The sequence below is a fragment of the Pseudomonas oryzihabitans genome (assembly GCF_032027545.1).
Lineage (GTDB): Bacteria > Pseudomonadota > Gammaproteobacteria > Pseudomonadales > Pseudomonadaceae > Chryseomonas > Chryseomonas oryzihabitans_F.
This window is the reverse complement of sequence record NZ_JAVSJB010000006.1, coordinates 326,439-349,314: the sequence shown is the minus strand read 5'-3', so window position 1 is coordinate 349,314 and position 22,876 is coordinate 326,439. Positions and strand designations below refer to the sequence as shown.

The 22,876-nt window shown below is 65.5% G+C and carries 22 protein-coding genes; 14 read left to right on the top strand and 8 right to left on the bottom strand.

The features are described 5' to 3' along the window. The first annotated feature begins 21 nt into the window (after positions 1-21). The 4 genes from RND78_RS13155 to RND78_RS13140 all read left to right on the top strand — a co-directional run bounded on the left by RND78_RS13155 (position 22) and on the right by RND78_RS13140 (position 5,763). Entirely contained in the window at positions 22-3,492 is a 3,471-nt protein-coding gene (locus RND78_RS13155; protein WP_312729314.1) for a PAS domain-containing hybrid sensor histidine kinase/response regulator, read from the top strand. Between the two features lie 575 nt (positions 3,493-4,067). Continuing rightward, complete coding sequence (rfbD, locus tag RND78_RS13150) at positions 4,068-4,946, top strand: dTDP-4-dehydrorhamnose reductase (protein WP_312729313.1); 879 nt, start codon at positions 4,068-4,070, stop codon at positions 4,944-4,946. Between the two features lie 97 nt (positions 4,947-5,043). Continuing rightward, positions 5,044-5,325 carry a DUF3509 domain-containing protein gene (locus RND78_RS13145; RefSeq protein ID WP_312729312.1) on the top strand — a complete coding sequence of 94 codons (282 nt, stop codon included), beginning with the start codon at positions 5,044-5,046 and terminating at the stop codon, positions 5,323-5,325. A 24-nt stretch (positions 5,326-5,349) separates the two neighbouring features. Further along, positions 5,350-5,763, top strand: coding sequence for a hypothetical protein (locus tag RND78_RS13140; protein ID WP_312729311.1), 414 nt, complete (start codon positions 5,350-5,352; stop codon positions 5,761-5,763). A gap of 132 nt (positions 5,764-5,895) precedes the next feature. Here the strand turns inward: RND78_RS13140 and RND78_RS13135 are convergent, their stop codons facing one another. Continuing rightward, on the bottom strand, positions 5,896-6,183 hold the full coding sequence (locus RND78_RS13135; protein WP_059227258.1) for a DUF3509 domain-containing protein: 288 nt from the start codon (positions 6,181-6,183) through the stop codon (positions 5,896-5,898). Positions 6,184-6,504: 321 nt separating this feature from the next. Here RND78_RS13135 and RND78_RS13130 point away from each other — a divergent pair, with 321 nt between their 5' ends. The 6 genes from RND78_RS13130 to RND78_RS13105 all read left to right on the top strand — a co-directional run bounded on the left by RND78_RS13130 (position 6,505) and on the right by RND78_RS13105 (position 12,984). Then, on the top strand, positions 6,505-6,900 hold the full coding sequence (locus tag RND78_RS13130) for a DUF883 family protein (RefSeq protein ID WP_312729309.1): 396 nt from the start codon (positions 6,505-6,507) through the stop codon (positions 6,898-6,900). Positions 6,901-6,915: 15 nt separating this feature from the next. After that, entirely contained in the window at positions 6,916-7,305 is a 390-nt protein-coding gene (locus RND78_RS13125) for a phage holin family protein (RefSeq protein WP_059227254.1), read from the top strand. Further along, positions 7,302-7,649, top strand: coding sequence for a hypothetical protein (locus RND78_RS13120; RefSeq protein ID WP_312729307.1), 348 nt, complete (start codon positions 7,302-7,304; stop codon positions 7,647-7,649). The genes RND78_RS13125 and RND78_RS13120 overlap by 4 nt, the downstream gene beginning before the upstream one ends. Positions 7,650-7,749: 100 nt before the next feature. Continuing rightward, positions 7,750-8,937 carry an EAL domain-containing protein gene (locus RND78_RS13115; RefSeq protein ID WP_312729306.1) on the top strand — a complete coding sequence of 396 codons (1,188 nt, stop codon included), beginning with the start codon at positions 7,750-7,752 and terminating at the stop codon, positions 8,935-8,937. A gap of 84 nt (positions 8,938-9,021) precedes the next feature. Then, positions 9,022-10,353: a deoxyguanosinetriphosphate triphosphohydrolase gene (locus RND78_RS13110; protein WP_312729304.1), complete on the top strand. Its 1,332-nt coding sequence runs from the start codon at positions 9,022-9,024 to the stop codon at positions 10,351-10,353. A 9-nt stretch (positions 10,354-10,362) separates the two neighbouring features. Continuing rightward, positions 10,363-12,984: a ligase-associated DNA damage response DEXH box helicase gene (locus RND78_RS13105; RefSeq protein WP_312729302.1), complete on the top strand. Its 2,622-nt coding sequence runs from the start codon at positions 10,363-10,365 to the stop codon at positions 12,982-12,984. Here the strand turns inward: RND78_RS13105 and RND78_RS13100 are convergent. Continuing rightward, a complete protein-coding gene (locus RND78_RS13100) occupies positions 12,938-13,789 on the bottom strand; it encodes a S1-like domain-containing RNA-binding protein (RefSeq protein ID WP_312729301.1) in 852 nt (283 codons plus the stop codon). The genes RND78_RS13105 and RND78_RS13100 overlap by 47 nt on opposite strands. Before the next feature lie 255 nt (positions 13,790-14,044). Between RND78_RS13100 and RND78_RS13095 the strand changes: the two genes are divergently transcribed. The 4 genes from RND78_RS13095 to dacB all read left to right on the top strand — a co-directional run bounded on the left by RND78_RS13095 (position 14,045) and on the right by dacB (position 16,824). Next, the gene (locus tag RND78_RS13095) at positions 14,045-14,254 is read left to right on the top strand and encodes a cold-shock protein (protein ID WP_007159089.1); all 210 of its coding nucleotides are present in this window, start codon (positions 14,045-14,047) and stop codon (positions 14,252-14,254) included. Between the two features lie 108 nt (positions 14,255-14,362). After that, positions 14,363-15,016: a hypothetical protein gene (locus RND78_RS13090; protein WP_312729299.1), complete on the top strand. Its 654-nt coding sequence runs from the start codon at positions 14,363-14,365 to the stop codon at positions 15,014-15,016. 26 nt (positions 15,017-15,042) lie between these two features. Further along, positions 15,043-15,192 (top strand): hypothetical protein, encoded by a 150-nt coding sequence (locus RND78_RS13085; protein WP_167371465.1) that lies wholly within the window; start codon positions 15,043-15,045, stop codon positions 15,190-15,192. Between the two features lie 168 nt (positions 15,193-15,360). Continuing rightward, entirely contained in the window at positions 15,361-16,824 is a 1,464-nt protein-coding gene (gene dacB, locus RND78_RS13080; protein ID WP_312729297.1) for a D-alanyl-D-alanine carboxypeptidase/D-alanyl-D-alanine-endopeptidase, read from the top strand. A gap of 277 nt (positions 16,825-17,101) precedes the next feature. On the opposite strand, the gene RND78_RS13075 is transcribed toward dacB, so the two are convergent. The 6 genes from RND78_RS13075 to RND78_RS13050 form a co-directional block, all read right to left on the bottom strand. Then, positions 17,102-17,260 (bottom strand): DUF3309 family protein, encoded by a 159-nt coding sequence (locus RND78_RS13075; RefSeq protein WP_007159093.1) that lies wholly within the window; start codon positions 17,258-17,260, stop codon positions 17,102-17,104. Positions 17,261-17,468: 208 nt separating this feature from the next. Further along, on the bottom strand, positions 17,469-19,124 hold the full coding sequence (locus RND78_RS13070) for a cation acetate symporter (protein ID WP_312729294.1): 1,656 nt from the start codon (positions 19,122-19,124) through the stop codon (positions 17,469-17,471). After that, complete coding sequence (locus RND78_RS13065; RefSeq protein WP_059227234.1) at positions 19,121-19,432, bottom strand: DUF485 domain-containing protein; 312 nt, start codon at positions 19,430-19,432, stop codon at positions 19,121-19,123. Before RND78_RS13065 ends, RND78_RS13070 begins: the two co-directional genes overlap by 4 nt. Before the next feature lie 297 nt (positions 19,433-19,729). Continuing rightward, positions 19,730-20,632, bottom strand: a complete 903-nt coding sequence (locus tag RND78_RS13060) for an HlyD family secretion protein (protein WP_312729293.1) — start codon at positions 20,630-20,632, stop codon at positions 19,730-19,732. 29 nt (positions 20,633-20,661) lie between these two features. Continuing rightward, positions 20,662-20,865 carry a DUF1656 domain-containing protein gene (locus RND78_RS13055; RefSeq protein ID WP_312729292.1) on the bottom strand — a complete coding sequence of 68 codons (204 nt, stop codon included), beginning with the start codon at positions 20,863-20,865 and terminating at the stop codon, positions 20,662-20,664. After that, positions 20,852-22,855: an FUSC family protein gene (locus tag RND78_RS13050; protein ID WP_312729291.1), complete on the bottom strand. Its 2,004-nt coding sequence runs from the start codon at positions 22,853-22,855 to the stop codon at positions 20,852-20,854. Before RND78_RS13050 ends, RND78_RS13055 begins: the two co-directional genes overlap by 14 nt. Between the last annotated feature and the right edge of the window lie 21 nt (positions 22,856-22,876).

The following is a 22,876-nucleotide window of genomic DNA, read 5'->3' as shown; positions in this document are numbered from 1 at the left end:
CCCGGAACGTTCGGAGTCGCCATGTCCCTGCCCAGTGGGCTGATCATCACCGTTACCCTCGGCTACCTGGCCCTGCTGTTCGGCATCGCCTTCTATGGCGACCGTCGCCCGCCACTCCGGCCGCGGCTGCGGGCCTGGGTCTACAGCCTGTCGCTGGCCGTCTACTGCACCAGCTGGACCTTCTTCGGCGCCGTGGGCCAGGCCGCCGATCAGCTCTGGTCGTTCCTGCCCATCTACCTGGGTCCCATCCTCTTCCTGCTGCTGGCACCGCAACTGGTGAAGAAGATGGTGCTGATCAGCAAGAAGGAGAACATCACCTCCATTGCCGATTTCATCGCCGCCCGCTACGGCAAATCCCAGACCCTGGCCATCGTGGTCGCCCTGATCTGCCTGGTCGGGGTACTGCCCTATCTGGCGCTGCAACTCAAGGGCATCGTCATCGGCGTCAACCTGCTGACCGGCATCAATGCCGAGACCCAGGGCACCCGCGCCCAGGACACGGCGCTGTTCGTCTCCCTGGTGCTGGCGGTCTTCGCCATCCTCTTCGGCACCCGCAACCTCGACGTCACCGAGCATCACCGCGGCATGATGCTGGCCATCGCCTTCGAATCCCTGGTCAAGCTCGCCGCCTTCCTCGCCGTGGGCCTCTGGGTCACCTACGGACTGCACCAGGGCTTCGGCGATCTGCTCGAGCGCTCGCAGCAGGCGCCGCAACTGCAGGACTATTGGCGCGAGACCCTCGACTGGCCCGGCCTGCTGATCCAGACCGGCGTCGCCTTCATCGCGGTGATGTGCCTGCCGCGTCAGTTCCACGTCACCGTGGTAGAAAACACCGACACCCGGGACGTCAACCTGGCGCGCTGGGTGTTCCCTCTCTACCTCGCGCTGGCGGCGTTGTTCGTCATTCCCATCGCCCTGGCCGGCCAACTGCACCTGCCCGGCGGCGTGCTGCCCGACTCCTTCGTCATCAGCCTGCCGCTGGCCCAGGATCGCCCCTGGCTGGCCATGCTGGCCTTCCTTGGTGGCGCCTCGGCCGCCACCGGCATGGTGATCGTCGCCTGCGTGGCGCTCTCCACCATGGTCTCCAACGACATCGTGCTGCCCTGGCTGCTCAGGCGCCGCGGCCAGGTGGAAAGCCCCCACGAGGTCTTCAGCCACTGGATGCTCACGGTGCGCCGCGCCAGCATCGTGGTCATCCTGGTGCTGGCCTACTGCAGCTATCGCCTGCTGGGCTCCAGCGCCAGCCTTGCCACCATCGGCCAGATCGCCTTCGCGGCCATCGCCCAGCTCGGCCCGGCCATGGTCGGGGCGCTGTTCTGGAAAGCCGCCAACCGCCGCGGCGTCTTCGCCGGCCTCACCGCCGGCGCCCTGCTGTGGGGCTACCTGATGGTACTGCCGGTGGTCGCCGTCAGCCTGCACTGGCCGCTGCACGGCTTCCCCGGTCTGGCCTGGTTCGAGCACCCCAGCAATGGCTGGACCCTACAGCCCACTACCGTCGGCGCCCTGGTCTCCCTAGCCGGCAACTTCCTGCTGTTCGCCCTGGTCTCCCTGCTGTCGCGTACCCGGGTCTCGGAATACTGGCAGGCCGGGCGCTTCATCGCCCAGTACGCCCTGCCCAAGCCACGCAACCGCGCCCTGCTGGCGGTCAAGCTGGAAGACCTGCGCCTGCTCGCCGCCCGCTTCGTCGGCGATGAGCGCGCCCGCCTCAGCTTCAGTCGCTTCGCCGAGCAGAGTGGCCTGACCTACCGGCCCGGCAGCAATGCCAACAACGAATGGATCGCCCACACCGAACGCCTGCTGGCGGGGGTGATCGGCGCGTCCTCCGCCCGGGCCGTAGTGAAGGCCGCCATCGAAGGCCGCGACATGCAGGTCGACGACGTGGTGCGCATCGCCGACGAAGCCTCGGAGGTACTGGAATTCAACCGGGCGCTCTTGCAGGGCGCCATCGAGAACATCTCCCAGGGCATCAGCGTGGTCGACCAGTCCCTGCGGCTGGTGGCCTGGAACCAGCGCTACCTGGAGCTGTTCGACTATCCCGAGGGCATGATCCAGGTCGGCCGGCCCATCGCCGAGATCATCCGCTACAACGCCCTGCGTGGCCTCTGCGGCCCGGGCGATCCCGATGACCACGTGGCGCGCCGGGTGGAGCGAATGCGCCAGGGCATTCCCCACACCTCCGAGCGTACCTTTCCCAATGGCCGGGTGATCGAGCTGATCGGCAGCCCCATGCCGGGGCGTGGCTTCGTCATGAGCTTCACCGACATCACCGCCTTCCGCGAGGCCGAGCGCGCCCTGCGCGAAGCCAACGAAGGCCTGGAACAGCGGGTGGAGGAACGCACCCGCGAGCTGTCCCAGCTCAACCAGGCGCTGGTGGAGGCCAAGGCCCACGCCGAAGCGGCCAACCAGTCCAAGAGCCGCTTCCTCACTGCGGTCAGCCATGACCTGATGCAGCCGCTCAGCGCCGCCCGCCTGTTCACCGCGGCCCTCGCCCATCAGGACGGCCTGGCCCGCGAGGCCCAGGAGCTGGTGCGCAACATGGACAGCGCCCTGAGATCCAGCGAAGACCTGATCGCCGACCTGCTGGACATCTCGCGGCTGGAAAACGGCCGCATCCTCGCCAATCCGGCACCCTTCCCCCTGGCCACCCTGTTCGACGCCCTCGGCGTCGAGTTCAAGGCCCTGGCCCAGGACCAGGGCACCAGCCTGCGGATCCGCAACAGCCGGCTGGTCGTCAACAGCGACAGCAAGCTGCTGCGTCGGGTATTGCAGAACTTCCTCACCAACGCCCTGAGATACGCCGACGGCCGGGTACTGCTCGGCGTCCGCCGTCAGGCACAGCACGTGAGCCTGGAAGTCTGGGACAGCGGCCCCGGCATCCCGCCGGACAAGCTTGATCTCATCTTCGAGGAGTTCAAGCGCCTGGATAGCCACCAGACCCGCGCGGAAAAGGGCCTTGGGCTCGGCCTGGCCATCGCCGATCGCCTTTGCCGGGTGCTCGGCCACGAACTGTCGGTACGCTCCTGGCCGGGCCATGGCAGCGTCTTCAGCGTCAAGGTGCCCCTGGCACCCCCCCTGGCGGTCCAGGCGGCTGCGGCCGCCGAGGCCAGCCAGCCGCTGCCGGGCGACCCGGTGCTGTGCATCGACAACGAAGACAGCATCCTGCTGGGCCTGCGCAGCCTGCTCGGGCGCTGGGGCTGCCAGGTCTGGACCGCACGCAGCCGGGAAGAATGCGCGGAGCTGCTCGAACAGGGCGTGGTACCGCGACTGCTGATCGTCGACTACCACCTGAGCGACGCCGATATCGGCCCGGAGGTCGCCGAGTGGATTCGCCGGACCCTCCGCCAGGACATCCCCGGGATCGTCATCAGCGCGGACGGCCGCCCCGAGTGCCTGGCCAGGGTGCGCGCCGCGCGCCTGGACTTCCTGCCCAAGCCGGTCAAGCCAGCCTCGCTGCGCGCGCTACTGAGTCGACAACTGGCTCTTTCCGGCTGAAATCGCCCCGCCGAAAGAGCCGCCGTGGGCGCCTGCGTCAGGGCGCTTTCGTTCAGCACCGATTAAGGTTGCGGCGCCCTAGCCGGACGGAACAATCCACAGCTTCTGTTGATAACTTTGTTGAAAACATGGTGGAAAAGAACCCTGAGCCTTGCTCCGCGGGCTCCCGGAACAAGTTGATCATTTTTTAACCACTTTAATAAATTCAATACTATCAACAACTTAATTCAAAAGAGCGGTTTTTTGGGCAAAGCGCACGACTGCCAAAGGGGCTTGACAAGCGCCAGTACAGGTTGTGCACAACTATGCAGGAACAGGACCCGCTGCCGTCATCGATCCGTCGCGCGATTGTCAAGTATTCGTGAAACAAATTTTATCATCCAGGCCTTCCCAGCCTAGCGGCACGATGACCCTGGACTAGAGCCCGTCGAGCCATCCGTACACCGGCCAATCGCCATCCTTGTTCTGTGCCGGTCATCGGGTAGACTGGCGCCTTTTGCCAAGGGCTGTCGTGGCGACGGCCAACCTGTCACCCCAGGCATGGACGCGCCAGCCCTTCTGGAATCGATCAGTACATGAATGTCTTCATCGCGGGTCAACACGGACAACTCTCTCAAGCCCTCCAGGCGCTGCTGGCCGAGCAGGCCCAGGTCACCGTGGTCGGTCGTGCCCAGGTGGATTTCACCCAGCTGGACGAGCTTCGCCAGCGGGTACTGGCAGCCCAACCCGACGTCATCATCAATGCCGCCGCCTATACCGCGGTGGATGCCGCCGAGAGCGACGCCGAGACGGCTACCCTGATCAACGAGCGCGTACCGCGCGTCTTTGCCGAGGCGGCCCAGCAACTGGGCGTACCCTTGGTGCACTATTCCACCGACTACGTCTTCGATGGCACCCAGGAAGGCCGCTATCGCGAGGACGCCCCCACCTGCCCGCTCAATGTCTATGGCCGCACCAAACTGGCCGGTGAGAACGCCGTACGAGACATCGCCGAACGCCACCTGATCCTGCGGACCAGCTGGGTGTATTCCTGGCAGGGCAACAACTTCCTGCGCACCATGGTGCGCCTGCTCAGCGAGCGGGACGAATTGAACATCGTCGCCGACCAGGTGGGCGCTCCGACCTGGACCCGCACCATCGCCGACGCTACCCAGCGTCTGCTGGCGTGCAGCGAGCAACACGAACTCTGGGGAACCTATCACCTGACCTCCACCGGCGAGACCTCCTGGTTCGGCTTCGCCGAGAAGATCGCGCAACGGCTCCGCGAGGAAGGCCTGCTCAAGGCCCGGCTCAACCCCATTCCCAGCAGCGCCTATCCCACGCCGGCCTACCGTCCGAAGAATTCGCGCCTGTCCACCGACAAGCTGGCCGGGGTGCTGGGCCAGCCGCTGCCCGACTGGCAGAGCGCCTTCGACCAGTGCTGGGCGGAACGGACGGGACAGGTGGGCGGCTGAAACGGGCCGTCGGTCATACTTCTGGAGATTGCTCCAGAACTACGCTTGCCCAGCGAAGTCAATGGCTCTGACCCCGCTCATGCCAGTCAGGTACGCCATGGATAACCCTTTCCAACTCATCGCCGCGGCTTTCGAGCACGACTATCGGGTCAATTTCCGTATCGAGCGCCTCGACGGCAGCGTCAGCCTGACCCTGTCCGACGACACGGGCATCAAGGTGAAGCGCCTGATCAGCAAGCAACAGTTGCACGACCGGACGCGCCTGGCACGATTGATCGACAGCATCCGCCTCGGCATGGCCATAGACGCGGGTCAGGGTGTCACGGCACTTCTCGCCAACGGTTGTAGTACCGCCAATCGCCTGTCCGTCGCGAACTGAACCAGGATGAGAGGCATACAAGCCATGGACGGTGCCAGTCTGCTGTACCCCTCGAACCCTGCCACGCTGTTCGATGCGACCCTGTCCGGTGCAGATCCGGCCGAGCCTTCCGTCTACCAACTGACCTGCGCCCGACTCGATGACCAGCTGGCACCGTTGAAGGTCTGGCCGACTCTGCCGGATCGCTTCGGGCGCTTCTCCTTCACCCTGCTGGACAGGTGCGGACGCATCCTCTATCGCTCGCCGGCATTGCGCCAGGCGCTGTATCGCGAAGAAGAACTGCTCAATGGGGTCATCGCCAATGCGCGGTTGGCCGCTACGCAGGTAGGCCAGGGATTTCCCTCTTGGGGCGTGGCCGATGTCGCCTGTCCCATGTACAGCGTCCCCGCCGCACAATTGCCTTGTGCGCAATGTCGCCTGCTGAAGTGCAAGAGCTAGGGCAATATTTTTAAGATTTTTAAGAGGTACGCCCAGCCACCGCCTGGTGGGGCTGACGTCCAGCATTCGAGACCAACGAATGCGGGCGCATCCGTACTGCAAGTCTCGATCTGAACCCCTCCTCGGCAGTTGTTACTCCGAGTATCTCAGCATGTTGGCGCCAGTGGCGCGCAGTACCGCCATCGACTGTGGAGCCAGCGCGCCGGCACGCAGCGAAACGTCCTTGCGCACCTCGTCGATCACCGTCTTGAGCAGCTGGCTTTCACCCAGTTGCCGGGCGCTGATCACTCGATTGACGCGGGCGTCGTCGCACTGCTGGTCTTGCACGGTCAGCACGATGCTGCCGTCGGGACGCGGTGCCGTCACCGAGCATTTATAGGTACTGAAAGCGGCCGTGAGTCTATCAATGGCGTTTTCCATTCTTCCCCCTTTTATTTGCCTAGAAGTGCATGGACGATCAAATACGACGCAACTGACAGTGATAAAAACAGCAAAGTTCTCACTGGGGACTTGAATAAGTCGCCCAATGGCGCTAGCGCTTGAATTTGTGAGCCACGGCGGTTATTGAGTAAGTATCTGGAACTTTCCCAGCGAAGCGCATCCTGGCCCTTCGCCGCGGGCCTGAAGCGCAGCGTTGCCGACAGTGGCCAGCCGCGGGTGGCCCTGGCGCGAGGAACCTTTGCTCCGGGCGCTCACTCGAAAGGGCTGAAACGGATACCCACTACCTGACAGGAGCGTGCCATGACCGACAAAATCCCTCCCGTGATCAAAGACGAGCTCGCCGCCGATATCGACAAGCAGGCGCACACGCACAACGCCGAGCGGGTCCGTCGTCATCTCGGCGAGGCCGAGCAGGCGCTCACCGATGAATTCCACACCCTGTTGGCCGATGCCGAGCAACTGCTCAAGCACACCGCCAGTATCGCCGGCGAGCAGGCGGACGAGCTGCGTGCCAAGCTGAGCTCCAGCCTGGAGCGCTCGCGCGACGTGCTCAAGACCAAGCAGGAAGACCTCTATCGCCAGGGTGTCGCGGCCAAGGAGACCACCGAGGAGTATGTGGTCGACAATCCGTTCAAGGCCCTGGGCATCGCAGCCGGCGTCGGCTTCTTGATCGGCCTGCTGGCTTCGCGCCGCTGAGCCTGGGGGATGTCCATGGATACCTCACCGCCACGCGAGCTACCGGACGAAGCGCCAAAGCCATCGGTCAAGCGCCTCGCCGGTGCCGTGGTCGGGTTGCTGCAGAGTCATCTCGAGTTGCTGGGAATCGAGGTTCAGGAAGAGAAGGTCCGTACCTTCCAACTGTTCCTCTTCACCGGGCTCAGCCTGATCTTCGGGCTGCTGGTGCTGGTGGGTGTTTCCGCGGCGATCATCATCGCCTTCTGGGATACCCATCGCATGACCGCCACCCTGGCGCTGTGCGGCTTCTATGCAGTGGCGCTGGTGATATGCATCGTGCGGGCCCTGAGCCTGGTGAAGGGTGCAGCCCCCTTCCATGCCACCCTGGAAGAGTTGAATCGCAACCGGGAGCGTCTACTGCCATGAATCAGCCTCTGACAGCCGCCACGAGTCGTGAGAAGCGCAAGGAGCTGGTAAGGCTACGCATGGAGATGTACCGCCAGCAGCTCATCTACAACGCCCAGCCCCTGCACAACCCCATCAGCCTCATCGGTGATCTGGTACGACCGAACCGGGACAAGGTCGCCAGCACGGCGAAGAAACCGCTGATACTGGGGGCCACGGTGTTCCTCTCGCTGTTCGGCAAGCGTCTCGGGGCGGTAGGCCGCCTCGCCCGCATCGGATTGGCGCTCTATCCCCTCGTCAATCGCCTGCAGACGCGGCATCGCGAACAGCAGCAGACGGACCATCCGCTACCACCCCCGCGTTGAACGAACGGCTCCCTAGGGAGCCGTTTGGTTTTGTGGCATCCTTCTCGCATAGGTTCTCCCTTTACCGGCGAGCGTTGCTGCCGCAGATAAGGATTCCCTCGTGTTGCAAGGCCAGCCTGCTGCCTTCTTTCAACCCTTCATCGATACCGCAACCGGTCGCATCGCCGGCGTCGAAGCCCTCGGCCGCCTGCGTCAGCCCGACGGCTCCCATGCCTCGGTCGGCCCGTTGTTCGCCGATCCGAGCCTGGCGACCGGCGACCTGCTGCAACTCGACCGCGTGCTGCGGGACGACGCCCTGCGGCGCTTCGCCGCCGCACCGGACGACTGGTTCCTGAGCCTGAACCTCTCCCCACTCTGGATCAGCCAGCTGGAGCCCGGCGCCAACCTGCCCAGTCTCTCGCAGTTGGAGCGCTCCGGTATCGCCCCGCATCGCATCGTCTACGAGATCACCGAAGCCGCAGGCGACCTGCCGCGCCTGATCGAGGCGGTGGCGCGCTATCGGGCGATGGGCATCCGCATCGCCATCGACGACTTCGGTTCCGGCTACTCGCAACTGGACCGGGTGTTCGACCTGCAGCCCGACATCCTCAAACTGGACATGCGCCTGTTCCAGGCCGCAGCCCGTGGTGGCCCCCGTGGCGATGCGGTCAAGGCCCTGGCCCAGATGGCCGAAAGAACCGGTTGCTGGCTGATCGCCGAGGGCGTCGAGACCGAGGCCGAACTGGACTTCGCCCTGGAATGCGGGGCGCGCTACGTCCAGGGCTTCCTCTTCGCCGAGGCCACCGCCGAATTGGCTGCCAGCGAGCAGTATCGGGAGCGCTTCGCCGCCCTGCGCACGCGTTTCGTCGACGCCAAGCTGGCACAACAGACCCGCATGCTGGAATTGCGCCAGCGCCTGGCCGACTTCATGCTCCGCCTGAAGCCCTGGGCAGAACTGGGCGGCCCGCTCAGCGCCCTCCCCGATCCCCATGAGTTTCCCGGCCTGCTGCGCATCTACCAGTGCGATCGCAGCGGTACCCAGATCACCCCCAACCTCGAATGGAATGGCATGTTCTGGCGCGAGAATCGGCGCTACCTCAACCACAACTGGTCCTGGCGGCCCTACTTCTACGCCCTGCTGGCCGAGGGCTGGAACGAACGTCGTCTGACCCTTTCGACGGTCTATCGCGACGCCACCACCAACCAGTACTGCCTCACCGCCAGCCAGTTCATGGAAAGCGGCCAGCGCCTGCTGCTCATCGACCTGGATGCCAGCCTGCTGCCTGGTTTTGCAAGTGAGGGGAGATGATCGTATGTTGCCGAGGTCAGAACGCAGAAGCGCTTAACGGCAATCGCCGGCGCTCCCCCTACCGGTGATAGCTCGAGGACGGCCTTGGACTGGCAGACACTTCTTATCCGCGAACGGCTGGGCAAACCCCTGCACAGCCCGGATGAACTGGGGCGCAGCCCCTTTCACAAGGACCACGACCGCATCATCTTCTCCGGCGCCTTCCGCCGGCTGGGCCGCAAGACCCAGGTGCACCCCGTCACCAGCAACGATCACATCCACACCCGCCTGACCCACAGCCTGGAAGTCAGTTGCGTCGGGCGGTCGCTGGGCATGCGCGTCGGCGAGAGCCTGAGAGGCGCCCTGCCCGACTGGTGCGACCCCAGCGATCTCGGCATGGTGGTGCAATCCGCCTGCCTGGCCCACGACATCGGTAATCCGCCCTTCGGCCACTCCGGCGAGGACGCCATCCGCTACTGGTTCACCCAGGCCGCCGGCCGCGGCTGGCTGGACGACATGAGCGAGCCGGAGCGCCAGGACTTCCTGCACTTCGAAGGCAATGCCCAGGGCTTTCGAGTGCTCACCCAGCTCGAATACCACCAATTCGACGGCGGTACCCGCCTGACCTACGCCACCCTCGGCACCTATCTCAAGTATCCCTGGACCTCCCGCTATGCGGCGGCCCCGGGCTACAAGAAGCACAAGTTCGGCTGCTACCAGAGCGAGCTGCCGCTGCTGGAGCAGATCGCCGAGAAACTCGAACTGCCGCTGCTGGGCCCGGAGCGCTGGGCACGGCATCCGCTGGTCTACCTGATGGAGGCCGCCGACGACATCTGCTACGGCCTCATCGACCTGGAAGACGGGCTCGAAATGGAGCTGCTGGACTATGCCGAGGTCGAGGCCCTGTTGCTGGGCCTGGTCGGCGATGACCTGCCGGAGACCTATCGGCAACTGGGCCCGCGGGATTCCCGCCGGCGCAAGTTGGCGATCCTGCGCGGCAAGGCCATCGAACACCTGACCAATGCCACCGCCCGCGCCTTCGTCGAGCAGCAGGATGCCCTGCTCGCCGGTACCCTGGGCGATGACCTGGTCGAGCACATGGCCGGTCCGGCCAAGCTCTGCGTGCAGCGGGCCAAGGCCCTGGCGCGGGAGAAGATCTTCCACGACAAACGCAAGACCCTGCACGAGATCGGCGCCTACACCACCCTGGAGATCCTGCTCAATGCCTTCTGCGGCGCCGCTCTGGAGCAGCACCGCGGACGCGAACCCTCGTTCAAGAGCCGACGCATCCTCGACCTGCTGGGCAACAATGCCCCCGATCCTTCCTGGACGCTGCACCAGGCCTTCATGCGGGTGATCGACTTCATCGCCGGCATGACCGACAGCTACGCCACCGCCATGGCGGCCGAGATGACCGGGCGCTCCAGTCCGGTCTGAGGAGTGCAGATGGCCACCGCTACGCGAATGCGCAAGGGCCCTGGCAGCCGCTGGCTGGCTGCCCAGGGCTGGAAGGCCTTCCCCTTCCAGCGCGAGGTGGCTGGCGCCATCGCCGCCGGGGAATCCGGGCTGCTGCACGCCACCACCGGCTCGGGCAAGACCTACGCCGTCTGGCTCGCCGCCCTGGATGCCTTCGTGGCGCCCAAAGCCCTCACCGCCAAGGGCCTGCCCAGCAAGCGCAAGCAGGCACCACCGCCGCTCACGGTCCTCTGGCTCACCCCCATGCGCGCCCTGGCGGCCGACACCCTGCGCGCCCTGGAACGGCCGGTACTCGATGAAGAACTGGAGTGGACCCTCGGCCTGCGCACCGGCGACACCGGCAGCAGCGAGCGAGCCAGGCAGAATCGTCGCCTGCCGACGGCCCTGGTCACCACCCCGGAGAGCCTGTCCCTGCTGCTGTCCCGCGAGGATGCCCAGGAAGCCCTGGGCCAGGTCCGCCTGGTGGTCATCGATGAGTGGCACGAGTTGCTCGGCAACAAGCGCGGCACCCAGACGCAACTCGCCCTGGCGCGACTGCGGCGCTGGAATCCCGACCTGCTCACCTGGGGCCTGTCGGCCACCCTCGGCAACCAGGCCCATGCCCTAGACGTCCTGCTGGGCGGAGCACCCGGCCATCTGGTGCAGGGTCGCCAGGACAAGCGCCTGCAGGTCGATACCCTGCTGCCCCAAGGCGGGGTCGAGCGTTTCGCCTGGGCCGGCCATCTGGGCATGCGCCTGCTGCAACAGGTGATCCGCGAACTCGACAACAGCCCCACCACCCTGGTCTTCACCAACACCCGCGCCCAGACCGAGCTCTGGTACCAGGCGCTGCTGCAGGCACGCCCGGACTGGGCCGGCCTGATCGCCCTGCACCACGGCTCCATCGAGAAACAGGCCCGCGAGTGGGTGGAAGGCGGTCTCAAGAACGGCCAGCTCAAGGCGGTGATCTGCACCTCCAGTCTCGACCTCGGCGTGGACTTCCTGCCGGTGGAGCGGGTGCTGCAGATCGGTTCGCCCAAGAGCATCGCCCGGCTGCTGCAACGTGCCGGGCGCAGCGGCCATGCCCCGGGGCGCGCCTCCCGCGCCACCCTGGTGCCCACCTATAGCCTCGATTTGCTCGACGCCGCGGCGGCGCGCCGTGCGGTGACCGCCGGAGAGATCGAGGCACGCAGCGCCCCGCTCAAGCCGTTGGACGTCCTGGTCCAGCACCTGGTGACGGTGGCCCTCGGCGGCGGCTTCACGCCAGCCGACCTGCTGCCGGAGCTCCGCAGCGCCTGGGCCTACCGCGAGCTTAGCGAGGGTGAATTCGCCTGGGCCCTGGCCTTCGTCCGCACCGGCGGCGACTCGCTGTCGGCCTACCCCGATTACCGCCGCGCCGAGCCGGATGCCGAAGGTATCTGGCGTGTCCCCGACAAACAGCTGGCCAAGCGGCATCGCCTGGGCATCGGCACCATCGTCAGCGAAACCAGCCTCAACGTGCAGTTCTGGTCCAAAGGCGGCGGCGGCAATCGCCTGGGCAACATCGAGGAAGGCTTCATCGCCCGCCTGCGTCCCGGTGATCACTTTCTCTTCGCCGGCCGTACCCTGGAACTGGTGCGGGTGGAGAACATGACGGTCTATGTGCGCCGGGCCAGTGGGCGCAAGGCGGCCATCCCGCGCTGGAGCGGTAGCCGCATGCCGCTATCGGGCACCCTCGCCAAGCACGTCCTGGCGCTGCTGGAAGAAGCCGAGGCCGATCGCTACGACAGCCCGGAGATGCGCCTGCTGCAACCGCTGCTGGACATCCAGCGACAATGGTCGGCGCTGCCCAGCGCCCACTACCTGCTCGCCGAGACCCTGGAGTCCCGCGAGGGCTCGCATCTGTTCCTCTATCCCTTCGCCGGTCGCCACGCCCACCTGGGGCTCGCCAGCTTGCTGGCCTGGCGGCTGGCGCAGCGACGACCTTGCACCTTCTCCATCGCCGTCAACGACTATGGCCTGGAACTGGTCTCGCCGGTCAGCCTGGACTGGCCACAGCTGCTCGATGCCAGCCTGTTCACCACCGACGACCTGCTCGGTGACATCCTCGCCAGCCTCAACGCGGCCGAACTGGCCCAGCGCCGCTTCCGCGAGATCGCCCGCATTTCCGGCCTGATCTTTTCCGGCTATCCCGGTGCCCACAAGAGCAATCGCCAGCTACAGGCCAGCAGCAGCCTGTTCTACCAGGTGTTCCGCCAGTACGACCCGGACAACCTGCTGCTCGGCCAGGCGCAGAACGAAGTGCTGCGCCAGGAGCTGGATGCCGACCGCCTGCAGCAGACGCTGATCCGCACCGGCGCCCTGCCGCTACGCCTGGTCACCCTGGAGCGCCCCTCGCCTTTCGCCCTGCCGCTCATGGTGGAGCGACTGCGCGAGAGCCTGAGCTCGGAGAAACTGGCCGACCGCATCACTCGCCTGGTCGGCGACCTCGAGCGCGAGGCCGGCCCGGACGAGCGCGCCCGCGCCTTCGACCCCGAATCCCTGGTTCAGCCGCACCACGACAGCGACCTGACGCCACGTCGCTCCGCTAGTCCGCGGCGTCCTCGCGAACGGAAATCCGGTCGTCCTCGATGACGATGCGCCCCTGGCGATAGAGATGGCCGATGGCCTTCTTGAAGTTGCCCTTGCTGACACCGAACAGCTGATGGATCAGCGCCGGCGGACTGGCATCGCTGACCTCCAGCACGCCACCTCGAGCCTTCGCCAAGCCGACGATCTGCTCGGCCAGATCGGCGCCGGCCGCGGCGCCCTGGGGCTGCAGCGTCAGGCTGATCTTGCCGTCCGCCCGCATTTCACGGATGAAGCCGCGCTCGCGCTGCCCCGGTCGCAGCGGCTTGAACGCCTCGTTGCGATGCACCAGGCCCCAGTGCTTGTTGTCGACGATGACCTTGTGACCCAGGTCGGTCTGCTCGACCACCAGCAGCGGCACCGGCTGGCCGACCTTATAGCGTGCCGGCTCGCGATCCAGGTAGCGATCCAGGCGCGCCGTGGCGACGATCCGCCGGGTACGGGCGTCCAGGTGCACGTGCACCACGCAGTGATCGCCGACCTGCAGCGGCCGCTTCTCCTCGGAATGGGGCAGCAGCAGGTCCTTGGGCAACCCCCAGTCGAGGAAGATACCGACCCGCTCCACCGCGACCACGCGCAGGCTGGCGAAGCCGCCGACCTGTACCCGCGGCTTCTCGGTGGTGGCGATCAGGCGGTCCTCGCTGTCCAGATAGAGGAAGACGTTGAGCCAGTCGCCTTCGGCGCAGGGCTCGTCGCGCGGGGCATAGCGACGGGGCAGCAGAACCTCGCCGTCGCTGCCGGCATCGAGGAACAGGCCAATGGGAGTGTTACGCAAGATCTGCAAGCTGTTGAAGCGACCCAGCAAGGCCATGAATGGAGACTCCTGTAGAAAACGGACCATTTTACCGCGCCCATCAAAGCCGCTGTCTTGATAGGTAAAATTCACCGAAAAACTGTCGCACGGGGCCACGGAAAGCGTTAGAGTGCCCGCACTGTGTTGCTTGTGTACCGAAAATCGACCTGGTTCGTCTCGATCCACTTTACGGCTCGGTTCTTTGACTCTTTGCACTCAGTCGCGGCCTGGGCGGTCCAGTGCCGTTGTCCAACTTTGTTCAAGGAGAAATCCATGTCTACTCGCCAAACTGGCACCGTCAAGTGGTTCAACGACGAGAAAGGCTTCGGCTTCATCACCCCCCAGAGCGGTCCGGACGTGTTCGTTCACTACCGCTCCATCCAGGGTAACGGCTTCAAGAGCCTGCAAGAAGGCCAGGCCGTTTCCTTCCTGGTCGTGCAAGGCCAGAAAGGTCTGCAGGCCGATGAGGTGCAGGTGATCTAATCACCCGCCTTCTCGAAAAAAGCCCAACCCCCGGTTGGGCTTTTTTTTGGCCCATCGGTAGCTGCGCGCTACCTATCATTAGCGTCGCTTAGGGATGAGGTGCGTTTCGTGAAGACTCCAGCCACTCTGCTCTGCCTCCTGCTGCTCGCCGGTTGCGCCGCCTTTCCCGGCGACGAACTCCCGTCCCAGCCGTTCCGCGCCCCCGCGAGCGAGCAACAGCATCGACCCAACGTCCTGGTGGAGTTCAACTTCTATCGCGGCGAAGCCCAGGACCAGGACGCCACCTCCATCGCCGTGGCCCGCGAAGGCTTGAAGCCCAAGCTGCGCGAGGTGCTGGAGCGCTCCGGCCTGTTCGAGCGCATCACCCTGGTGCCCGAGCCCGGCAGACCCGACGACGCCCTGCTGCGCCTCAAGCTCTACAACAGCACCTCCTATGCCGCCGCCATCGCCAGCGGCCTGATCACCGGCGCGACCTTCTTCCTGGTCCCAGGTACCGCCAAGGACGACTATGTGCTGACCGCCGAATGGCTGGCACCCGGCGGCCAGGCGCCCGAGCGCGCGAGGAACGCGGCCTCGGTACGTACCTGGATGGGTGTCTGGTTCCTGCCGCTGGCCGCCAGCCATTCGGCCGGCACCGCCATCGAGGAAACCTTCGCCCGCCAGGTCAACGATGCCCTCAAGCAGTTGCAGGCCAGCGGTGCCTTCGCCGACCACTCCTCGCCCGCGGGGAACGGCGCTGCGCCGGCGCAGGTCACACCTTGACCGGCAACCACGCAGACGAGGATTCCATGGCCGAAGAACAGCGCAAAGCCGATGAACGCAAGCTGCCCAAGGATGAGAAACCCCTGCGCAGCGAGCACGCCAAGACCGATGACGGACGCGATCCGCCATCGCCCAACAGCCCGGACCGCACCAAGGACGCCACGGGCTACAACTGATCCTGCACTTTTGCGAAACGACCGCCACGGCGGTCGTTTCTTTGTCCGCACCGCGTCCTGCGGGGTTGGCTCGTTCCTCCCTCCTTACTGCATAATGCCCACACTCCGACGTCTACCGGCCCCTTTCCTCTCCATCTCGGCCGGTACCCTGCAAAGGTGTGTGTTCCCATGCGAAATCCCTTCCGCTCCCTGGGCCTGCTGCTGAGCTGCTGCGCCCTGGGCTTTTCCTTGCCCGTCAATGCCGATACCTCCTTCCTGCCCCCGCGGATCGAGAAGGCCATGCAGACCAACAAGATCCCCGGCAGCGATCTGTCGCTGGTGATGCTGCCCCTCGACGGGCCGGGCGAGAACGACTACTACAACGCTGACGTCTCGGTGAATCCGGCGTCGACCATGAAGCTGATTACCACCTATGCCGCCTTGGAATTGCTCGGCCCCACCTACCAGTGGAAGACCGAGTTCTACACCGACGGCACCCTCAAGGACGGCATCCTCAACGGCAACCTCTATCTCAAGGGCGGTGGCGATCCCAAGCTGAACATGGAGCGGCTCTGGCTGCTCATGCGCGACCTGCGTGCCAACGGCGTGCTGGAAGTCACCGGTGACCTGGTGCTCGATCGCGGGCGCTTCGTGAAGCCCGAATTGCCGGCCTTCAACGACGATGGCGAAGACGAGAACAAGACCTTCCTGGTCGGCCCGGACTCGCTACTGGTGAACCTGAAATCGGTACGTATGGTGGTGCGCTCGGCGGATGGCCGGGTCAGCGTCTCCATGGACCCGCCGCTGACCAACGTCAACATCGACAACCAGATGCGCGCCACCGCCAAGAGCGGCTGCCCGGCCTGGCCGGACGTGCGCTTCAATCCGGTGCCTCAGGCCGATGGCAGCACCAGCCTGGTGGTCAGCGGCCAGTTGCCGGACGGCTGCAACGCCCAGAGCTATCTCTCCCTGCTGGATCACCCCGCCTACACCGCCGGCGCCGTGCGGGCCATCTGGCAGGAACTGGGCGGCAGCATCAAGGGCCGCACCCGAGAGGGCAGCGTGCCGCGCAACGCCGAGCTGCTGGCGCGGGCTTTCTCCCCGGACGTGGTGGAGATCATTCGCGACATCAACAAGTACAGCAACAACACCATGGCCCAGCAGCTGTTCCTCTCCATCGGCGCGCAATTCCGCACCTCGGCGGATGCGGACGACGGCAAGGCGGCGCTACGGGTGATTCGCCAATGGCTGGCGCGCAAGGGCATCAATGCCAGCCACCTGATCATGGAGAACGGCTCGGGGTTGTCGCGCACCGAGCGGGTGAGCGCCCGGGAGATGGCCGAAATCCTCAGATCGGCCTGGCAGAGCCCCTATGGGCCGGAATTCATCGCCTCCCTGCCACTGGCCGGCATGGATGGGACCCTGCGCAAGCGCATGAAGAACTCGCCGCTGACCGGCCAGGCGCACATGAAGACCGGTACCCTGAACAACGTACGGGCCCTGGCGGGCTTCGTGCGGGACGCCAATGCCCGGAACTGGGTAGTAGTGGCTATTCTCAACAGCAACCGCCCCTGGGGCGCCTCGTCGATCCTGGACGAAGTGGTGCTGGATCTCTATCTGCGCAGTCGCCAGGACGGTAGCGTCGCCAACTGAGCGCGGCGGACCAGACTACCGCGCGCCTGCCAGACGGGCGCCTGCACTGGTGCGCGAGCCCGGCGCGCCGCGCGTATTCGCCCGGCCACCGTTCGCTACGCTCTTTCAAGCGTTACGAGGCGCAAAACAAAACGGGAGCCTGTTCGCACAGGCTCCCGTTTTGTCTACAACACTCGGCAAGGCAGGCCGGAAAGCTGACGTTACCGCGATGCACCGCAATGGGCAAGAACTTTGTCGCGCGCACCTTTTCAGGGCATTTCTGCTGCCTGCCGCGGCGCTAGATCATGCCCAAGAGCAGCAGCACCAGCAGGACGACCAGGATGGCGCCCACGATACCGGACGGGCCGTAACCCCAGCTACGCGAGTGCGGAAACACCGGAAGTCCGCCGATGAGCAGGACCAGCAGCACCAGAACCAGGATGGTCGAGAGAGTCATCTGCCATTCTCCAAGAAGTCCAGGAATCGACCATCGTCGTCATATCAGGATACGAAGCGATGGGCTTATTCCATGGACCTGTCATGACTGTCGAAAAATCCCGCCGGTCTGGCCGGGTCGACGAATTATTAAGTCCGACCTTTCCCAACTCCAATGAAAAGCCCGGATCGATGGTTCGATCCGGGCTTTGGCCTAACGGGACAGACCGTCAGTGAGCGACGGCACCGCTGGCACCCAGGCCCGTCTGGGATCTGACGAACTGCGGGTAGAAGCGCGCACGCTCTTCCTCGGCCGCCGCCGACTTGTCGGTGATGGAGAAGAACCAGATACCGATGAAGGCCACGGCGATGGAGAACAGCGCCGGGTATTCATAGGGGTAGATCGGCTTGGCATGACCAAGGATGGTCACCCAGATGGTCGGGCCGAGCACCATCAGGGCCACTGCGGTGATCAGGCCGAGCCAGCCACCGATCATGGCGCCGCGGGTGGTCAGGCGCTTCCAGTACATCGAGAGCAGCAGGATGGGGAAGTTGCAGCTGGCGGCGATGGAGAACGCCAGGCCCACCATGAAGGCGATGTTCTGCTTCTCGAAGAGGATACCCAGGGCGATGGCGACCACGCCCAGGGCGACGGTGGTCATCTTGGAAACGCGGATCTCGTCCTTCTCGTTGGCCTTGCCCTGCTTGATCACGCTGGCATAGAGGTCATGGGAGACCGCCGAGGCACCAGCCAGGGTCAGGCCAGCCACCACCGCCAGGATGGTGGCGAAGGCCACCGCCGAGATGAAGCCGAGGAAGATGCTGCCACCCACGGCGTTGGCCAGGTGCACCGCGGCCATGTTGTTGCCGCCCAGCAGGGCGCCGGCGGCGTCCTTGAAGGCCGGGTTGGTGCTGACCAGCAGGATGGCACCGAAGCCGATGATGAAGGTCAGGATGTAGAAGTAGCCGATGAAACCGGTGGCGTAGAACACGCTCTTGCGGGCTTCCTTGGCGTCGCTGACGGTGAAGAAGCGCATCAGGATGTGCGGCAGGCCGGCGGTGCCGAACATCAGCGCCAGACCCAGGGAGAAGGCCGAGATCGGATCCTTCACCAGACCGCCGGGACTCATGATGGCCTCGCCCTTCGGGTGCACGGCGATGGCTTCGGCGAACAGGCGGTTGAAGTCGAAGCCGACGTGCTTCATCACCATGAAGGCCATGAAGCTGGCACCGGACAGCAGCAGCACCGCCTTGATGATCTGTACCCAGGTGGTGGCCAGCATGCCGCCGAAGAGTACATAGAGCACCATGAGGATGCCCACCAGCACCACGGCGATGCTGTAGTCCAGGCCGAACAGCAGCTGGATCAGCTTGCCGGCACCGACCATCTGGGCGATCAGGTAGAGGGCGACCACCACCAGGGAGCCGCAGGCGGACAGGGTACGGATGTCCTTTTGCTTGAGGCGATAGGACGCCACGTCGGCGAAGGTGTACTTGCCCAGGTTGCGCAGGCGCTCGGCGATCAGGAACAGGATGATCGGCCAGCCCACCAGGAAGCCGATGGAGTAGATCAGGCCGTCGTAGCCGGAGGTGAACACCAGGGCGGAAATGCCCAGGAAGGAGGCGGCCGACATGTAGTCACCGGCGATCGCCAGGCCGTTCTGGAAACCGGTGATGCGCCCACCGGCGGCGTAGTAGTCGGCGGCGGAGCGATTGCGTTTGGAGGCCCAGTAGGTGATGCCCAGGGTGGCGCCGACGAAGACCACGAACATCAGGATGGCGGAGACGTTCAGGGGTTGGCGCTGGACTGCGCCGCTGATGGCATCGGCGGCCCAGAGCGAAGGCGAAAGGGCCAGCAGTGTGGCAACCAGGGAAAGACGTCTCATGGCTGCACCTCCCGGAGGATTTCCGCGTTGAGACGATCGAATTCGCCATTGGCCCGGCGTACATAGATACCGGTCAGGATGAAGGCCGAAAGGATCAGACCGACGCCCAGGGGAATGCCCCAGGTCATGGCGGTCTCCGCATGGATACGGGTGCCGAGGACCTTGGGGGCGAAGGCGATCAGGAGGATGAAGGCGGAATAGAGTCCGAGCATGATGGCGGAGAGCGTCCAGGCGAAGCGTCCGCGCTTGGTCACCAGCTCTTGGAAACGCGGACTGGCTTCAATCCGCCGGTAGGTGCTGTCATTCATTATTGTTGTTCCTTACAGCATGACGGGAGCGTCGAACTCTACTCTAGGCGCGCCCGGTAAGGCTTCCAGACGACTTTAGTCGTACTGAAAAGGGCCTGCGCTCGGTCATGCCGCGTTGGAAATTCGCTCGGAATGCTCATTTGCCACTCGTAGACTCGAGCGCGAGCCCGGTCCGCTTCCTCGCGAATCTGATTCGCTGACGCTCACCCTACAGGCCAGTCGTTGGCTGTTACTCAAGTTGGTCGTTGCGCCTTGCCTCGCCTTCGCTCGGTGACTGTTCAACCCCATTCGAGGCTTTCAGTAATCCCAGAGCCCGCGCCAGCCCTGCAGCGGATGATGACCCTCGCCATCGAGCACCGATACGCTGGCGGTCATGCCGGCGCTGAGGTGGATCTCGGGCGGAACGTCCAGCAATTCGATGCGCACCGGGATGCGCTGGGCCAGGCGTACCCAGTTGAAGGTCGGCTCGACGTTGGCCAGCAGCTGGGCATCGCTGGCCGCATTGCGATCGGTGATGCCGCTGCTGATGCTCGCCACCCGCCCCTGCAGCGGTGCGGCGTGATTCATCAACCGTACCCGCACCGCGTCACCCGGATGGATATGGGGAATCTTGGTTTCCTCGAAATAGGCCATGACGTAGAAGGACCGGGTATCCACCAGGGCCATCACCGCCTGGCCGGTCTGCACGTAGTTGCCTTCGGCGAATCTGAGGTTGGTGATGCGACCTTCACGCGGTGCCAGCACCCGGCTGCGGTCCAGGTTGATCTGCGCCAGGTTGACGTCGCTCAGGGCCTCCTGATACTGGCTGCGGGCCACGGCGACATTGACCTGGGCCGTCTCGCGATCCTCGGCGCTGATGGCGCTGGTGCCCAGCCGCTGACGGCGGGCGGCCTCGCTCTCGCGCAGGCGCAGCTGCTGCTGGCGGGTCTCGGCCACCGCCTTGGCGTGGTCCAGATTGGCCTGGTAGCGCTGCTGGTCGATCTGCAGCAGCAGGTCCCCGGGCTTCACCAGCTGGTTGTCCATCACCGCCAGGCGGGTGACCCAGCCGGACACGTCGGGCGCGACCACCACCACATCGGCGCGCACCCGTGCATCACGTGTCCAGGGTGTATAGAGATAGAAATGCCACAGCCAGGTGCCGGCCAGCACCGCGAGCAGTACCACGACCAAGGTTATCGCCACACGCAGGGTCTTGTGCATCGCCGTCTCGATCCTCTTGTCAGGTCAGCTCAGGTGGCCAGGACGGCGACGATGCCGGTCAGCCAGAGCACGAACAGGGCGCAGCCGAACAGGGCGCTATGCCACAGGTAGCGTCCCAGCCCGCTGCGCTGCAGCAGCCACAGGGACAGCGCGGTCAGGAGCAGGGCCAGGACGCCGTAGACGAACAGCGGCCCGAGGTAGACCCCACCGATCGCCCATTCATGCAGATTCATAGGTACCCTCCTCCTGCTCCGCCTTCAGACAACAGCCGCGCCAGGTCTGCTGGAGTTGACCGATGGCGCCGCGGGCGAGCCGATGGGGCTCATCGTCCGGCGCCCCGTCCAGGGTCAGGCGTAGGCGACTCGCTGCCTCGTCCAGGGCGTCAGGCTGCAAGGCGCCGAAGCCCACCGCCAGTTGCTCGGCAAAGCGCCCGAGAAAGGCATCCCGCGCCCGTGCCACTTCGCCCTGCGCACCCGCCAGGCAGGCTCGCAGGTGCAGCAGCTCGTTGCCCAGATCGAGCGCCAGCAGCCCCTGCTCCCAGCGGCCGCGTTCACCGGCGGACAACTGCTCGATATGCCGCGCCAGCAGCAACAGGCGATCCGCCATCCGCCCGCCGAACCAGGTCTCGGCATTGGCCAGGGGGACCGTGGTCAGCCGCTGCAGGTCGTAGGTGGTGGCTTCCAAGATGCGGCGACTGGTGCGCCGCGGCGTGCGCAGACTGATCAGGCGGAACATGAGCACGGCCGAACCGACGCCGATCAGCAGACTCTGCAGCTGGTTGAGCAAGGCGCCCATCTCCACCTGGCCGTGGTTGTTGGGCGAAACCAGCACCAGCAGATGGATGGCGAAAGCCGTCGCGGTTCCCACCACGCTGGGAGGCCCGGCCATCCCCAGGGCGGCAAAGAACAGCGGCACCCCCAGCACCAGGCACAGCAAGGGATAGCCGGAAATCTGCGGCAGCAGCACCTGGCTGATGAGGATGGCGACCGGTGCGGCATAGAGGATACCGCGCAGGAAACCGAGGCCGATGGCGGCGGCGTTGTCGCGATTGGCGAACAGGCTGCAGATGACGCCGGCCATCAGCATGGCGCCTGGCGCGGACGGCCAGGCACTGGCCAGCCAGAACACCCCCACGGCCAGCAACGCACAGGCGCTGCGCAGGCCATAGAGCAGCGCCGTCTGGACATCGCGATGGCGAGCCAGGGCCGAGGGCGCCACGGCGCTGAGCCGGGCCGTATGGACGCTGTCCAGGGCGCGCCCGGCGAGCAGGATCTTGTCCAGCAGGATGGCGAAACGGGCCAGCAGGTAGCGCTGGTCGTTGTCGAGTTGCGGCGAGGTGCCGGCAGCCTCTCGCAGACGCTGCAGGAGGGCTTCCAGAGCAAGGGCCTGGGGGTCGGCCAGGGTCGTGAGCAGTTCGTCGCGCCAGGGCTGCAGGACGGCCCTCCGCGGCTCGTCCAGGCCACGCCACTGGCGCATGGCGCCGCGAGCGGTCCGCAGCAGGCTGAGCAGGTCCCGCGACAGCAGCCGCAACGCCCTGGCGCGCTGCCGGCCGCGCTGGCCTTCGAACCAGGCGTGATCGCGCTGGGCATCCACCGCCACCACCTGGCCGAGCATGGCCAGCAGCCCCTGGGTGGCATCCTGGGCCTCGGCCAGCTCCGCCCGGGCGGCAGCCACGCCCTGCTCCCAGGTGCGGCGTGCCTGGACGGCCAGATTCTGCTCCACCCGTTGCGGCCAGAACAGCGCACTCACCGCCGAGGCCACGACGATACCCAGGCAGATCTCGGTGCAGCGGGCCACCGCCTGGTCGAACACCGTCAGCGGCTGGGCGATGGCGGGCAGGCCGATGATGGCGACCGTATAGCCGGCCAGCACGAAGCCATAGGCGAAGTGATTGCGCAGTAGCGTGGAAGCGGCCGTACAGAGCGCCATCCAGCCGGCCAGGGCCAGCAGGAACAGCCAGGGCGTCTGGGCGAACAGCCCCATGAGCACCACCGCCATGCAGGTGCCGACCAGGGTACCGAGCAGGCGGAACAATCCCTTGGCCAGCACCATGCCCGACAGCGGCTGGGAGACGATCATCACCGTCATGCAGGCCCAGACCGGTTGTTCGAGACTGAAGCGAAAGGCCAGCCAGAGCGCCAGACCGGCGGCGAACAGGGTCTTGCCGGCGAAGACGAGCGCCGCGGGCGAAGGTGCCAGAAAGACCGTCCAGGGTAGGCGCACTTAGGTTCTTGGATTGCCGGG

Bases quoted from the DNA above. Each gene is read 5' to 3' on its own strand.
- RND78_RS13055 (WP_312729292.1), bottom strand. From the start codon at position 20,865: ATGAATCTGCATGAATGGGCGATCGGTGGGGTCTACCTCGGGCCGCTG.
- RND78_RS13075 (WP_007159093.1), bottom strand. From the start codon at position 17,260: ATGACTCTCTCGACCATCCTGGTTCTGGTGCTGCTGGTCCTGCTCATC.
- RND78_RS13095 (WP_007159089.1), top strand. From the start codon at position 14,045: ATGTCTACTCGCCAAACTGGCACCGTCAAGTGGTTCAACGACGAGAAA.
- RND78_RS13125 (WP_059227254.1), top strand. From the start codon at position 6,916: ATGGATACCTCACCGCCACGCGAGCTACCGGACGAAGCGCCAAAGCCA.
- dacB (WP_312729297.1), top strand. From the start codon at position 15,361: ATGCGAAATCCCTTCCGCTCCCTGGGCCTGCTGCTGAGCTGCTGCGCC.
- RND78_RS13130 (WP_312729309.1), top strand. From the start codon at position 6,505: ATGACCGACAAAATCCCTCCCGTGATCAAAGACGAGCTCGCCGCCGAT.
- RND78_RS13135 (WP_059227258.1), bottom strand. From the start codon at position 6,183: ATGGAAAACGCCATTGATAGACTCACGGCCGCTTTCAGTACCTATAAA.
- RND78_RS13100 (WP_312729301.1), bottom strand. From the start codon at position 13,789: ATGGCCTTGCTGGGTCGCTTCAACAGCTTGCAGATCTTGCGTAACACT.
- RND78_RS13060 (WP_312729293.1), bottom strand. From the start codon at position 20,632: ATGCACAAGACCCTGCGTGTGGCGATAACCTTGGTCGTGGTACTGCTC.
- RND78_RS13065 (WP_059227234.1), bottom strand. From the start codon at position 19,432: ATGAATGACAGCACCTACCGGCGGATTGAAGCCAGTCCGCGTTTCCAA.
- rfbD (WP_312729313.1), top strand. From the start codon at position 4,068: ATGAATGTCTTCATCGCGGGTCAACACGGACAACTCTCTCAAGCCCTC.
- RND78_RS13140 (WP_312729311.1), top strand. From the start codon at position 5,350: ATGGACGGTGCCAGTCTGCTGTACCCCTCGAACCCTGCCACGCTGTTC.
- RND78_RS13120 (WP_312729307.1), top strand. From the start codon at position 7,302: ATGAATCAGCCTCTGACAGCCGCCACGAGTCGTGAGAAGCGCAAGGAG.
- RND78_RS13070 (WP_312729294.1), bottom strand. From the start codon at position 19,124: ATGAGACGTCTTTCCCTGGTTGCCACACTGCTGGCCCTTTCGCCTTCG.
- RND78_RS13145 (WP_312729312.1), top strand. From the start codon at position 5,044: ATGGATAACCCTTTCCAACTCATCGCCGCGGCTTTCGAGCACGACTAT.
- RND78_RS13105 (WP_312729302.1), top strand. From the start codon at position 10,363: ATGGCCACCGCTACGCGAATGCGCAAGGGCCCTGGCAGCCGCTGGCTG.
- RND78_RS13085 (WP_167371465.1), top strand. From the start codon at position 15,043: ATGGCCGAAGAACAGCGCAAAGCCGATGAACGCAAGCTGCCCAAGGAT.
- RND78_RS13155 (WP_312729314.1), top strand. From the start codon at position 22: ATGTCCCTGCCCAGTGGGCTGATCATCACCGTTACCCTCGGCTACCTG.